15 protein-coding genes are annotated in these 12,375 nt (G+C 61.7%); 14 read left to right on the top strand and 1 reads right to left on the bottom strand.

What is annotated here, in order from left to right:
- Positions 1-108: 108 nt before the first annotated feature.
- On the bottom strand, positions 109-807 hold the full coding sequence (locus tag VE009_RS07265) for a DUF421 domain-containing protein (RefSeq protein ID WP_325006721.1): 699 nt from the start codon (positions 805-807) through the stop codon (positions 109-111).
- Between the two features lie 126 nt (positions 808-933).
- On the opposite strand from VE009_RS07265, the gene VE009_RS07260 reads away from it, so the two are divergent.
- The 14 genes from VE009_RS07260 (at position 934) to era (ending at position 12,368) form a co-directional block, all read left to right on the top strand.
- Complete coding sequence (locus VE009_RS07260) at positions 934-1,275, top strand: histidine triad nucleotide-binding protein (protein WP_325006720.1); 342 nt, start codon at positions 934-936, stop codon at positions 1,273-1,275.
- 91 nt (positions 1,276-1,366) lie between these two features.
- The gene (gene rpsU / locus VE009_RS07255; RefSeq protein WP_138196048.1) at positions 1,367-1,540 is read left to right on the top strand and encodes a 30S ribosomal protein S21; all 174 of its coding nucleotides are present in this window, start codon (positions 1,367-1,369) and stop codon (positions 1,538-1,540) included.
- Positions 1,541-1,555: 15 nt separating this feature from the next.
- Positions 1,556-1,999: a GatB/YqeY domain-containing protein gene (locus VE009_RS07250; RefSeq protein WP_325006719.1), complete on the top strand. Its 444-nt coding sequence runs from the start codon at positions 1,556-1,558 to the stop codon at positions 1,997-1,999.
- Between the two features lie 152 nt (positions 2,000-2,151).
- On the top strand, positions 2,152-3,552 hold the full coding sequence (locus VE009_RS07245) for an NfeD family protein (protein ID WP_325006718.1): 1,401 nt from the start codon (positions 2,152-2,154) through the stop codon (positions 3,550-3,552).
- Positions 3,553-3,579: 27 nt separating this feature from the next.
- Positions 3,580-4,560 (top strand): flotillin-like protein FloA, encoded by a 981-nt coding sequence (gene floA, locus VE009_RS07240; RefSeq protein WP_325006717.1) that lies wholly within the window; start codon positions 3,580-3,582, stop codon positions 4,558-4,560.
- A 24-nt stretch (positions 4,561-4,584) separates the two neighbouring features.
- The gene (locus tag VE009_RS07235; protein WP_325006716.1) at positions 4,585-5,043 is read left to right on the top strand and encodes a hypothetical protein; all 459 of its coding nucleotides are present in this window, start codon (positions 4,585-4,587) and stop codon (positions 5,041-5,043) included.
- Between the two features lie 163 nt (positions 5,044-5,206).
- Positions 5,207-5,482, top strand: a complete 276-nt coding sequence (gene yqfC, locus VE009_RS07230) for a sporulation protein YqfC (RefSeq protein ID WP_325006715.1) — start codon at positions 5,207-5,209, stop codon at positions 5,480-5,482.
- A 22-nt stretch (positions 5,483-5,504) separates the two neighbouring features.
- Positions 5,505-6,737 (top strand): sporulation protein YqfD, encoded by a 1,233-nt coding sequence (gene yqfD, locus VE009_RS07225; RefSeq protein WP_325006714.1) that lies wholly within the window; start codon positions 5,505-5,507, stop codon positions 6,735-6,737.
- Between the two features lie 94 nt (positions 6,738-6,831).
- Positions 6,832-7,794, top strand: a complete 963-nt coding sequence (locus VE009_RS07220) for a PhoH family protein (protein ID WP_414694796.1) — start codon at positions 6,832-6,834, stop codon at positions 7,792-7,794.
- Between the two features lie 18 nt (positions 7,795-7,812).
- Positions 7,813-10,119 (top strand): HDIG domain-containing metalloprotein, encoded by a 2,307-nt coding sequence (locus tag VE009_RS07215; RefSeq protein ID WP_325006712.1) that lies wholly within the window; start codon positions 7,813-7,815, stop codon positions 10,117-10,119.
- Complete coding sequence (gene ybeY / locus VE009_RS07210) at positions 10,116-10,643, top strand: rRNA maturation RNase YbeY (RefSeq protein ID WP_325006711.1); 528 nt, start codon at positions 10,116-10,118, stop codon at positions 10,641-10,643. Before VE009_RS07215 ends, ybeY begins: the two co-directional genes overlap by 4 nt.
- Entirely contained in the window at positions 10,640-11,005 is a 366-nt protein-coding gene (locus VE009_RS07205) for a diacylglycerol kinase family protein (protein WP_325006710.1), read from the top strand. Before ybeY ends, VE009_RS07205 begins: the two co-directional genes overlap by 4 nt.
- Positions 11,006-11,049: 44 nt before the next feature.
- Positions 11,050-11,457 (top strand): cytidine deaminase, encoded by a 408-nt coding sequence (gene cdd / locus VE009_RS07200; protein WP_325006709.1) that lies wholly within the window; start codon positions 11,050-11,052, stop codon positions 11,455-11,457.
- Complete coding sequence (era, locus tag VE009_RS07195) at positions 11,454-12,368, top strand: GTPase Era (RefSeq protein WP_325006708.1); 915 nt, start codon at positions 11,454-11,456, stop codon at positions 12,366-12,368. Before cdd ends, era begins: the two co-directional genes overlap by 4 nt.
- The last annotated feature ends 7 nt before the right edge of the window (positions 12,369-12,375 follow it).

The raw sequence follows: 12,375 nt of genomic DNA, 5'->3' as shown, positions 1-12,375 counted from the left end.
AACCGGCCTTGTGGCGTGAAATCGTCGGAGTATCTCCGACTGCATCCCGCGGTACGGCCGCCCGGCGCGCCCTCGTCTCGGGCCCAACCAACAACACCGCGACCCGCTTCACCGCTGCTGCTGCGACTCGTCGTACGTCGCGACGTACAGCGCATCGTCCCCGTGCCACTCGGCGAAAAATACATCCTTGTACGCCGCGATGCCGCGTTCGCGCAGACGCCCGCGCAGCCACGCCTCGTCGACGCCTGCTTCCTTCAAGTTGTCGCGCACGAGCTCGCCGTCCAGGATGAGCGATACGGGCATAGCGACCTGTTGCTCCGGAAGCCCAAGCTCGGTGCGCGTCGGCTTGTCGTAGCGCGATTTCGGCATAACGCTCAAATTGCCGTTCGTTTCCAGCACGGCGAACTCTACGAAATCCATCGAGAAGTAGCCCGCTTGCCGCAGCATCGTCTGCAGCTCGTTCAAGTCGAGACGGCATATCTTCATGGCGTCGTACAGCAGCTTCCCGTTGCGGATAATGACGGTCGGCTCCCCCTCCAGCGGTTTGCGGGAGGAGGTGAACTTCGTCGTGATCGTGACGATCACCCAGATGAGTCCGCCCCACAGCGACGTGGCGAACAGCAAGTGACCGATATGCACGTGTTTGTCGTACACCGCGTTGCCGAGCAGCTCCCCGAGCATCAGCACGGAGACGAAGTCGAACGGCGTCAGTTTGGAAAAATGCGCTTTCCCGAGAATTTTCATATATAAAAACAAAGCCGCGAACCCGATGACGAGCTCGGCGGCGATCGTCGCGTACGGACCCATGGCAACTACACCTCTATCTACAGGATGGGCACGCCGGCGGCGAACTAAACGTACATTGGACGAGCCCGCGCCGACGGTGTAAAATGTGGAAATACGGAACATTCGCCAGGAAGGAGGCATGGAGCGATGGATTGCATTTTTTGCAAAATTGTCGAGGGCGCCATCCCGTCTAAAAAGGTGCTGGAGACCGACACGGTGCTCGCGTTCCACGACATTCAACCGGCCGCGCCCGTGCACGTGCTGCTCATCCCGAAGAAGCACATCGCGACGATGAACGACGTGACGCCGGAAGACGCGAACGTCATCGGAGACATCGCGCTCGCCGCGCAGCAGGTCGCCGAGCAGCTCGGCATCAAGGACAAAGGGTACCGTTTGATCAACAATTGCAACGACGAAGGCGGGCAGGTCGTATACCACCTGCACTTCCATTTGCTAGGGGGAAAAAAGCTCGGACCGATTGTTGGATAAACCGAGTTGACACCGCATTCGCCTATACATTATAATATCGTATGATATACCGCGTTTTTTTGGAGTGCTTAGTCGGAGGGAGGGAAAACAGGTGTCCGAAACGAAAGTTCGCAAAAACGAGACCATCGACGCTGCTCTTCGCCGATTCAAGAGATCCATCTCCAAAGACGGCGTATTGGCTGAAGTGAAGAAACGCAGACATTACGAGAAGCCGAGCGTGAAGCGCAAGAAGAAGTCCGAAGCTGCCCGCAAGCGCAAATTCTAGGAGGCTGTCCGAAGCATGAAGCTGAGCGAACGCTTGAACGAAGATATGAAAGCATTGATGAAGAGCGGTGATAAATTCGCCCTTTCCGTCGTGCGCATGGTTCGTTCGGCGGTCAAGAATGCGGAAATTGACGCGCGCCGCGACCTTACCGACGACGAAGTGATGGACATTCTGACTCGTGAAACGAAGCAGCGTCGGGACGCCCTTCAAGAGTTCGAGAAAGCAGGCCGCGAGGACCTTGCCGAGCAAGCGAAGGCTGAATTGGAAATCATACAGCGCTACATGCCTCAACCCTTAACCGACGAAGAGCTGGACCAACTGGTGCAAGAGACGATCAGCGCCGTGGGTGCAACCTCCAAAGCCGACATGGGCAAAGTAATGAGCGCATTGATGCCGAAGGTGAAAGGCCGTGCAGATGGCAAGCAAGTGAACGCAGCCGTGCAGCGGTTATTGGTATAACAACCCGACAGACGCCCCCGATCGACGATCGGGGGCGTTTTCGGTTTATCGGCTCGAATGCGGGCGGGAATTCGGCGTTTTGAAACGACAGCGTTCTCGTTGCGTAATACCGTACATAATAAAGAACGAAAGCAAAGAAAAGGAGTGACGCTATGGGCAACGCGATTCGCCGGCTGCGCGGGCGCATCGCCGCCTCGCTGCTGCTGGCGGCAGCCTCCGCGTTCGCGTTCGGGGCGGCGGGCGCCGCGTCGGCCGGAGAAGCGGCGACGGCGCAGACGGCGGACGGCAGAACGACGGACGCCGGCACCGTCGCGGTCATCCCCGTCGATCGAACGGTAGAAGCGGGGCTGCAGCGATTTTTGACGCGGGCGCTCGGAGAAGCGGAGGCGATGGGCGCCGACACGGTCGTGCTCGTCATCGATACGTTCGGGGGACGGCTCGACGCCGCGACGGAAATCGGCGAAGAAATTCGTCAAAGCCCGCTCCGTACGGTCGCATACGTCGAAGGCAAAGCGATTTCGGCCGGCAGTTACATTGCTCTGAACGCCGACGAAATTTACATGCAGGAAGGCAGCACGCTCGGGGCGGCGGCGATCGTCGACGGCTCGGGGGAGCGGGTGAGAGATTCGAAGATCGTGTCGGTCTGGGTGCAGCAAATGCGCAGCGCCGCGCAGCGGGCGGGACGGGATCCCGACATCGCCGAAGGGATGGTCGACGACACGGTGCGCGTCACGCTCGATGCCATCGGCAAGGTGAAGGAACCCGGCGATTTGATTACGCTGTCGGCGAAGGACGCCGCGGGCGTCGGGTACGCGGAGGGCGTCGTCGCGACGCTCGACGAGGTGCTCGCGACGATTCAAGCGGAGCGCGTGGAGCGGATCGAGCCGACGCTCGCCGAGGAGGCGGCCCGGTTTCTGACGCATCCGGCGACCCAAACGATCCTGCTCGTCCTCGGCGTCGCGGGGCTCTTAATCGAGCTGCTCGTGCCCGGCTTCGGCGCGCCCGGCATCGTCGGCGTCGCATCGTTCGGGCTGTATTTTCTCGGCAATTTCATTGCGGGCTTCGCGGGAACGGAGCATATCGCCTTGTTCGTCGCCGGCATCGCTCTGCTCGTGCTGGAGCTGTTCATCCCGAGCTTCGGCATCCTCGGCATTCTCGGCTCGGCGTCGCTCATCGCCGGCGTCGTCTTAGCCGCCTACGATACGGGCGACGCGCTTCGCTCGCTCGGCATCGCGGCGTTCGTCGGGGCGGCGATCGCGGCAGTGTTCGTCCGCTATTTTAAGCACCGCGGCGTATGGAATCGATTCATTTTGCGGGACGCGCTGAAAACCGAGGAAGGCTACGTTTCGCACGAGACTAGGAAGGAATTGGTCGGGCAAAACGGAACGGCGGCGACGCCGCTTCGCCCGTCGGGCATCGCGCTCGTGGGCGGGCAACGGATCGACGTCGTGACGAACGGGGAATTTATCCCGGCCGGCGCGGACGTCGCGGTCGTAGACGTCGACGGAATGCGCGTCGTCGTGAAGGAAGTGCCCCCGCAAGGGGACGCCTAATTTAAATCGAGAGGCAGGAATTTAGAAATGTTGGACATTACCAGTTTATTGCTGATTGCCGTCATCTTGATCGCGTTCATCGTGTTTATGAGCTTCTTCCCGGTGATGCTGTGGATTTCGGCGCTCGCGTCGGGCGTTCGGATCGGCATCATCACGCTCGTGGCGATGCGGCTGCGCCGCGTCATCCCGAGCCGCATCGTAAACCCGATGATCAAAGCGCATAAAGCGGGCCTCGCCATTACGATCAACCAGCTCGAGAGCCATTACCTCGCGGGCGGCAACGTCGACCGCGTCGTCAACGCGCTGATCGCCGCCGAGCGCGCCAACATTCAGCTCGCGTTCGAGCGCGCCGCGGCGATCGACCTTGCCGGCCGGGACGTGCTGCAGGCGGTGCAAATGAGCGTCAATCCGAAGGTGATCGAGACGCCGTGGGTCGCCGCCGTGGCGAAAGACGGCATCGAGGTGAAGGTGAAGGCGCGGGTGACCGTGCGCGCGAACATCGAACGCCTCGTCGGCGGCGCCGGCGAAGAGACGATCATGGCGCGCGTCGGCGAAGGCATCGTCACGACCGTCGGTTCGGCGAGCACGCATAAAGAAGTGTTGGAAAACCCGGACCTCATTTCCCGCACGGTGCTCGGCAAAGGGCTCGACGCCGGAACGGCGTTCGAAATTTTGTCGATCGATATCGCGGACGTGGACGTCGGCAAAAACATCGGCGCGAACCTGCAGACCGAGCAGGCGGAAGCCGACAAGCGCATCGCCCAAGCGAAGGCGGAGGAGCGCCGCGCGATGGCCGTCGCTCACGAGCAGGAGATGAAAGCGCGCGTCGAGGAAATGCGCGCGAAGGTCGTCGAAGCCGAATCGCAGGTCCCGCTCGCGATGGCGGAAGCGCTTCGCGGCGGCAAGCTCGGCGTAATGGATTACATGAACCTGAAAAACATCGACGCGGATACGCAAATGCGCGACGCGTTCGGCAAGATGAATCCGGACGATGGCGGCAGCAAGTAATCCGGCGAAACGAGGTGCTGACGCGTGGACGATTTAATCATGATGCTGCTGGACCTCATCTTCGACAACGTGTTCGTCGTCGCGATCGCGTTCGGCATCATCTCCTTCCTCGTCAATAAAATTCGCGGCGCGACCGCGCAGGGCGGCCCGCGGGGCGGCATGCCGCCGTTCGGCGGCGAAGGCCCCCTCGGGGGCGGCCTCTCCCGCGGGGAGCCGGCGCGTCCGGCGGATGCGCCGACGGCGCCTCAGCCGGCCGATCCTCGCGCTGCCGCCTGGGAGCCGTCGGAGCCGGAGTCCGCGCCGTCCAAGCCTGCGCGAGCCGCCGCCGCGCGGCCGGCTCCTGCGCCGCGGCCCGCGCCCGCGCCGGCCCCGAAGCGCCGGCCGGCGGGCATCGATCCGCGCCGCGCCGCGGAGGGCATGATCTGGGCCGAAGTGTTCGGCCCCCCTAGGGCGATCCGCCCGCATACGAGCCGCAAACGTTAACGATATGCCCGCCTTTTCGCAACGGCCGGGCCGGAGGAAAACCTCCGGTCCGGCCGTTTTGCGTCTGGAGGAGCGCCCCCGCCGGCCGAAAAGTTTTTCTTATATTCGGCCGTTACGCCGCATATTTTGTTAAGAGATCAGGAGGGAGGCGCCCATTGACCTTATGCGACGCTGGACTCGCAAGCTGACGAAGTGGACGACGGACATGCTGGACCTTCCCCAGGACGTGGTCTTCGACTTGCCGCGCGTCACGATGATCGGCAACATGCAGGTGTACGTGGAGAACCACCGGGGGGTGCTCCATTTTACCGACACGTACTTAAAGCTCGCGCTGACGCAGGGGACGCTCGAAATCCGCGGCAGGCAGCTGTCGATCCGCGCGATCGTAACGGAAGAAGTGTTCATCGAAGGACATATCGACGAAGTGAAATTCGGGTAACGCGATAGAAGGGGGAAGGCGGATGAACGCGCAGCTGATTCGATACATACAGGGATATGTGAAGGTGACCGTCGCCGGGACGTCGTTCGAGAGGCTCATCAACCGGCTGGCCGAAGGCGGCGTCCCCGTGTGGGACATTCGCCGGCGCGGCGAGAATCGGGGCGAGTGCTATATTACGGTGCCGGACTACTTCCGGCTGAAGCCGTTTTTGCGGGAGACAGGCTGCCGGGTGCGGACGACGGGGCGCTACGGGTTTCCCTTTTTGTTGGACAAACTGGCCCGGCGGAAATGGTTTCTGGCCGGCGCGGCCGGCTTCGTCGTCGGCATGTATCTGCTGTCCGCCGTCGTCTGGAGCGTCGAGGTGACGGGCAACGATACGATTCCGAAGGAGCAAATTTTGCAGGCCGCGAGAGCCGAAGGACTGCACCCGCTCCAGTGGAAGTTCCGGCTCGGCGACCGCGGCGAGCTCGCCGACCGGCTGACCCGCTCGCTGCCGAACGCCGCGTGGGTCGGCATCGACATGCAGGGGACCGCCGCGACGATCCGCGTCGTCGAAGCGACGATTCCCGCGAAGCGGACGCCGCAAAGCCCGCGCCACATCGTATCGAATTCGGACGGCGTCATTACGAGCATCATCGCGGACCGCGGCGTGCCGCAGGTCGGCGTCCACGCGCGGGTGAAACGAGGAGATATTTTGATTTCGGGCATTCTAGGAGATGAAGAAAACCGCGAAGCCGTCGTAGCGGAGGGGAAGGTCCGCGGACTCGTCTGGTACGAATACAACGTCACCGTGCCCACCGTCAAACAGCATCAGGCGCTCACGGGCAACGCGCGCTCGTCGTTCCATCTCGTGCTCGGATCGCGGGCGCTGCAGCTGACAGGGTATTGGCAGAAGCCGTTCGCGAACGAGCGCGTCGAATCCGACCGCAAGCAGCTCCGCCTCGGGCCGTGGACGACGCCGGTCGGGTGGATGACGGTGACGCGGCACGAAGCCTCGGTGCAAGAGGAGAAGCGGACGGCGAAAGAGGCGAGGGAGACGGGCCTCGCGAACGCCCGGGCCGATTTGGTCGCGAACGTCGGGGGGGACGCGGTCATTCGGCAGGAAAAAATTTTGCATGAGCGTACCGACAATGGTAAAGTGGTAATGAAAGTGGTATTCGAAGTCGAGGTCGATTTGGCGGCGGAAAGAACGATCCTGCCGGAGGAGCTCGCTCCGCCGGAACCGGAACCCGCCGAGAAAGAAAATCGCTCCTGACGTTCGACGGTACGGACTTGCCCGGGCGGCGCCCGCGGCCCTGCGACGACTTCGACAAGCCAACAAGGAGTGAAGGACGCTATTGAACGAACGCATCGCTGAACATTCCGCTAAAATAACGCTGCGCAACGCGGCCGAAGGACTGGCCCTGTTCGGTCCAGGGGATACTTTCCTTCACTTGATCGAGAAAGAGATGAACGCCCGGCTGTTTTCCCGGGACGCGGAGCTGACCGTACAGGGCACGAAGGAACAGGTGGAATCGCTCACGCAGCTGTTCGAGGTGCTGCTCGAGCTCATCCGCGGCGGGTACGCGCTGTCGGAGAGGGACGTCATGTACGCGATCGAACTCGCCCGCACGATGCAGGCCGACCAGCTGCTCGATCTGTTCAAGGGCGAAATTACGACGACGTACAAAGGCAAGCCGATCAAGGTGAAGACGATCGGCCAGAAGCATTATGTATCGACGATCCGCAAGAAGGATATCGTGTTCGGGATCGGACCGGCCGGGACGGGCAAGACGTACCTCGCGGTCGTGCTCGCCGTCACGGCGCTCAAAGAAGGCAAAGTGAAGCGGATCGTGCTCACGCGTCCGGCCGTGGAAGCGGGCGAAAGCCTCGGCTTCTTGCCGGGCGATCTGCAGGAGAAGGTCGACCCGTACTTGCGTCCGCTGTACGACGCGCTGCATGACGTGCTCGGACCCGAAGCGGTCGCGAAGGCGCTGGAGCGGGGGACGATCGAGGTCGCGCCGCTCGCCTACATGCGGGGACGGACGCTGGAAGATTCGTTCATCATTTTGGACGAAGCGCAAAACACGACGCCGGAGCAGATGAAGATGTTCCTGACGCGTCTCGGCTTCGGCTCGAAAATGGTCGTCACCGGGGACGTCACCCAAATCGACCTGCCCCGGGGCAAAAGCTCCGGTCTCGTCGAAGCGGAACGCATCCTGCGCTCCATCCCCGAAATCGGCTTCATTTATTTCGCCGAATCGGACGTCGTCCGCCATTCGTTGGTCCAAAAAATCATCGTGGCGTACGATCGGTTCAAGGATCATCAATAGCCGTAGGAGGCCCCCCTCATGACGTCGAAAGAGGTCCGCGTTCGCGGCAAGCATCGATATACAACTACAGGCTGGAGATACAGCATGGGTGTTCGGGCGGCATTGTTGCTGTCGTTCGCCCTTCTTTTTTATTTTACGCTGGCAGAGAACGTCATCCCGCCGACGTATAACGTGCAGCCGAATACGGAAAGCAAACAAACGATTTACGCGACTGATCGAATCGAAGACGAGCTGGCGACTGAGGCGGCGCGGAAAGAAGCCGTCCGGCGCGTGCAGCCGGTGTCGACGATCGTCCCGATGCGCAACGCGGAGCTGGTGGAGCGGCTGTTCGACGAAATCGCCCGCATCAACGCCGACGACGGTTTGACGACGGAGGAGAAGGTCAGCGTCTACCGGAACAAGCTGCCCGAGATGTTCCGCGAGACGTACGAAACGACGCTCACTCGGTGGCACAACACGAACGCGTACAGCGATACCTTAATCGAAGAAATTCGGCTGCGGCTGTACGAACAGCAGTACCGTTTTCAAGAAGAGGACTTATATAAACTGCCGAAGTTAACGGAGAAACAATTGCTCGAAATGGAACCGGTCGCGATCAACATCGTGAACCGGCTGATGGGCGACCCGGTCGTCGACGCGGAAGCGGTCCGCCTGCAAGTGCCGGAATGGGTGAACGCCTCCGACTTGACGAGCAACGTGACCCGCGGGCTGACGCAGGAAATCATTCGCTTCGCCCTGACGCCGAACCGGTTTTACGACGAGGAAGCGACGCAGCGCGCGCGGGAGGCGGCCGAGCGGGAAACCGAGCCGATCTATTTCGAGAAGGGCGAAGTGATCGTCCGAGCGGGCGAAACGATCACCGAAGAGATGTACCAAAAGCTCGACGAAATGAATTTGATTCAAAATCGGAACAACAACGTGCTTCCGAGGGTCGGGCTCGCGGCGCTGTGCTTCCTGTTCCTAGGCGCGCTGCATTGGTTCATTCGCCACTCGCGGCAGGCGGTCCGCTCCGACAATCGGCTGCTGCTCATGCTCTGGCTCATTTACGCCATCAATCTCGTCTTGATGAAAATCGTCACCGTCGCGCAAGATTTGGATCCGTCGCTCGCTTATCTCGCGCCGGTGGCGCTCGGCACGATGCTGATCGCGCTCTTGCTCGACGATCAGCTCGCGATCATATCGACGGTGCTGTTCAGCACGATGGCCAGCATCCTGTTCCATGCCGAGCAGGATGCGCTGTTCGATTACCATTACGGCTTCGTGTCGCTCGTCGTCGGCTTTATGGCCATTTTCATGATCCGCCGGGTGAGCCAGCGGGCGTCGGTGCTCCGCGCCGGCATGGCCATTTCGATCGTCTCGGCGTTATCGGTGACGCTGCTCGCATTAATCGAAAACCCCGAAATGGGGAATTATCATGAGGTGCTGCTCGCCGTCGCTTACGCGTTCACCGGCGGCGTCGTTACGGCGGTATTCGTGCTCGGCCTCATGCCGTTCTTCGAAGCGACGTTCGGCATTTTGTCGCCGCTGAAGCTCGTGGAGCTGTCGAATCCGAATCACCCGCTGCTGCGCAAGCTCTTGACCGAAGCGCCGGGCACGTATCACCACAGCGTCATGGTCGGCAATTTGTCGGAGGCGGCGGCGGAGGCGATCGGCGCGAACGGCCTGTTGTGCCGCGTCGGCTCGTTCTACCACGATATCGGCAAGACGCGGCGTCCGGCGTACTTCATCGAAAACCAGATGAACCGAGACAACCCGCACGACACGCTCGATCCGAGCGTGAGCAAGGCGATCATCATCGCGCACGCGAAGGACGGCGTGGACATGCTGAACGAGGCGAAAATTCCGAAGCCGATTCGGGACATCGCGGAGCAGCACCACGGCACGACGCTGCTGAAATATTTTTACCACAAAGCGCTGAAGCAGCGGGAAGAGTACGCCGCGCGCATCGCGGAATCGGCCGGCGACGCGGAAGCGGCCGCGGCGGTGGAGCCGATTCCCGAGTCGGAATACCGGTACCCCGGCCCGAAAGCGCAGACGAAGGAAGCGGCGGTCGTCGGCATCGCCGATTCGGTGGAAGCGGCCGTGCGGAGCTTGCGCAATCCGACGGTGGAGCAGGTCGATTCGATCGTGCGGAAGATCATTAAGGATCGGCTGGACGACCAGCAGTTCCACGAATGCGACATGACGCTGAAAGAGCTGGACATCATCGCGAAAAGCATGAAGGAAACGCTGCTCGGCGTCTTCCACTCCCGGATCGAATATCCCGGCGACGCGCCGGCGGGGAGCGGGACGCAGGGACAACTCAAGAAGGAGGGAACCCCATGACGCTGCGATTGGATTTCGCGAACGAGCAGGACGAGGTGGAGCTGCCTCAAGGGCTCGAAAACAAGCTGGAGGAGCTGCTCGCGATCGCGGGCGAGCTCGAAGGCGTCGAGACGGGCGACGTGTCGGTCACGATCGTGGACGACGAATCGATCCGCGAGCTGAACGCGCAGTACCGCGGCTTAGATAAGTCGACGGACGTCTTGTCGTTCTCGATGCTGGAGACGGCCGGAGACGAAGCGCCGATCCATTACGGCGACGAAGCGGACGAGACGGACGCGGACGAAGGCGAGGAAGGCGAGCTCGTGGAGCTGCCGGACGAACCGATCGGCGACATCGTCATTTCGGCGGCGACGGCGAAGCGCCAGGCGGAGGAGTACGGGCATTCGCTCGAGCGCGAGCTCGGCTTCTTGTTCGTGCACGGCTTCCTCCATTTGATCGGTTATGATCATCAGGACGAGGCGGCGGAAGCCGTCATGACGGAGAAGCAGGAGCGCGTGCTCGGCAAGGCGGGGCTGTCCCGGTGAAACGGGGAATCGGCCTGAAATACGCCCTGCAAGGGCTTGTGCACGCGGCGCGCGCCGAGCGCAATATGCGTATTCATTTGGCGGCGGCGGCCGGCGCGGTCGCGCTAGGCGTATACGGCCGCATCACGGCCGCGGAATGGCTGTGGGTCGCGCTCGCCATCGCGCTCGTGATCAGCGCCGAGGCGGTCAATACGGCGATCGAGCGGGTCGTCGATTTGACGGTGGGCACCGCGCGCGAGCCGCTCGCGGGACAGGCGAAGGACGCCGCGGCGGGGGCGGTGCTCGTGCTGGCGGCCTTTTCGCTCGTCGTCTTGGCCGTCGTTCTCGTGCCCGCGGTGCTGACGCGATGGAACGGAGCGTAACAAACGTACATTTCACCGGGAAACAGAGGGATACATAGATGCAGATGAGTTACGAAGAACTGCTGCACCACGCGCTGGAAGCCCGCAAGCGGGCATACGTTCCTTATTCGAAATTCGCGGTCGGCAGCGCCCTGCTCGACGCGCAAGGGCATATCCATTACGGCTGCAACGTCGAAAACGGCGCGCTCGGCCCGACGAACTGCGCCGAGCGGACGGCGGCGTTCCGCGCGATCGCGGACGGCGTGCCGCCGCGGGCGTTCCAAGCGATCGCGGTCGTCGCCGACACGGCCGGCCCGTGCACGCCGTGCGGCGTATGCCGGCAGGTGCTGTCCGAGCTGTGCCCGCCGGATATGCCGGTCATCATGAGCAATTTGCGCGGAGACGTCATGGTGATGACGGTGGCGGAGCTGCTGCCTGGCGCCTTCGTCCTGGAAGGGAACGGTCCTGCATGAATCAGAATCAACACGGTAAAAAAGCGTTCCGCTCCGGCTTCGTCACGATCATCGGGCGGCCGAACGTGGGCAAATCGACGTTGATGAACCAAATCATCGGCCAAAAGATCGCCATCATGTCGGACAAGCCCCAGACGACGCGGAACAAAATTCACGGCGTGTACACGACCGATACGTCGCAAATGGTGTTTCTCGATACGCCCGGCATCCATAAGCCGGAGTCGAAGCTCGGCAATTACATGGTGAAGGCGGCGACCGACACGTTGAAGGAGGTCGACGTCGTTCTGTTTCTCGTGGACGTCGAGGCCGGCCTCGGCGGCGGCGACCGGTACATCGTCGAACAGCTGAAAAACGTGCGCACCCCGGTCGTGCTCGGTCTGAACAAAATCGACAAGGTGCATCCGGAAGCGCTGCTGCCGGTCATCGCGCAGTACAAAGATTTGTACGAGTTCGCCGAAATCGTGCCGGTGTCCGCGCTCCAGGGCAACAACGTCTCGACGCTGCTCGAGCAGCTGACCAAGTATTTGCCGGAAGGCCCGCAATATTATCCGGCCGATCAGGTGACGGATCACCCGGAGCAGTTCGTATGCGCGGAAATGATCCGCGAGAAAATTTTGCACCTGACGCGGGAAGAAATACCGCACTCGGTCGCGGTCGCGATCGAAGCGATGAGCGTGCGGGACAACGGCGTCGTCGACATTTCCGCAGTCATCTACGTCGAGCGCGATTCCCAAAAGCCGATCATCATCGGCAAGAAGGGCGCTCTGCTGAAGCAAATCGGCGAAGCGGCGCGCAAAGATATCGAAGCGCTGCTCGGCTCGCGCATTTTCCTGGAGCTGTGGGTCAAGGTGAAAAAAGATTGGCGGAACACCGAGCACGTGCTTAAGGATCTCGGCTTCCGCAACGATTGACGCGAGC

This window comes from Paenibacillus sp., from assembly GCF_035645195.1.
In the GTDB taxonomy this organism is placed as follows: domain Bacteria; phylum Bacillota; class Bacilli; order Paenibacillales; family YIM-B00363; genus Paenibacillus_AE.
This window is presented reverse-complemented; position numbering and strand designations above follow the sequence as displayed.

Excerpts from the sequence above, each read along its gene's own strand:
- VE009_RS07265 (WP_325006721.1), bottom strand. The coding sequence starts at position 807 with ATGGGTCCGTACGCGACGATCGCCGCCGAGCTCGTCATCGGGTTCGCG.
- VE009_RS07260 (WP_325006720.1), top strand. The coding sequence starts at position 934 with ATGGATTGCATTTTTTGCAAAATTGTCGAGGGCGCCATCCCGTCTAAA.
- VE009_RS07250 (WP_325006719.1), top strand. The coding sequence starts at position 1,556 with ATGAAGCTGAGCGAACGCTTGAACGAAGATATGAAAGCATTGATGAAG.
- VE009_RS07245 (WP_325006718.1), top strand. The coding sequence starts at position 2,152 with ATGGGCAACGCGATTCGCCGGCTGCGCGGGCGCATCGCCGCCTCGCTG.
- floA (WP_325006717.1), top strand. The coding sequence starts at position 3,580 with ATGTTGGACATTACCAGTTTATTGCTGATTGCCGTCATCTTGATCGCG.
- yqfC (WP_325006715.1), top strand. The coding sequence starts at position 5,207 with ATGCGACGCTGGACTCGCAAGCTGACGAAGTGGACGACGGACATGCTG.
- yqfD (WP_325006714.1), top strand. The coding sequence starts at position 5,505 with ATGAACGCGCAGCTGATTCGATACATACAGGGATATGTGAAGGTGACC.
- VE009_RS07215 (WP_325006712.1), top strand. The coding sequence starts at position 7,813 with ATGACGTCGAAAGAGGTCCGCGTTCGCGGCAAGCATCGATATACAACT.
- ybeY (WP_325006711.1), top strand. The coding sequence starts at position 10,116 with ATGACGCTGCGATTGGATTTCGCGAACGAGCAGGACGAGGTGGAGCTG.
- cdd (WP_325006709.1), top strand. The coding sequence starts at position 11,050 with ATGAGTTACGAAGAACTGCTGCACCACGCGCTGGAAGCCCGCAAGCGG.
- era (WP_325006708.1), top strand. The coding sequence starts at position 11,454 with ATGAATCAGAATCAACACGGTAAAAAAGCGTTCCGCTCCGGCTTCGTC.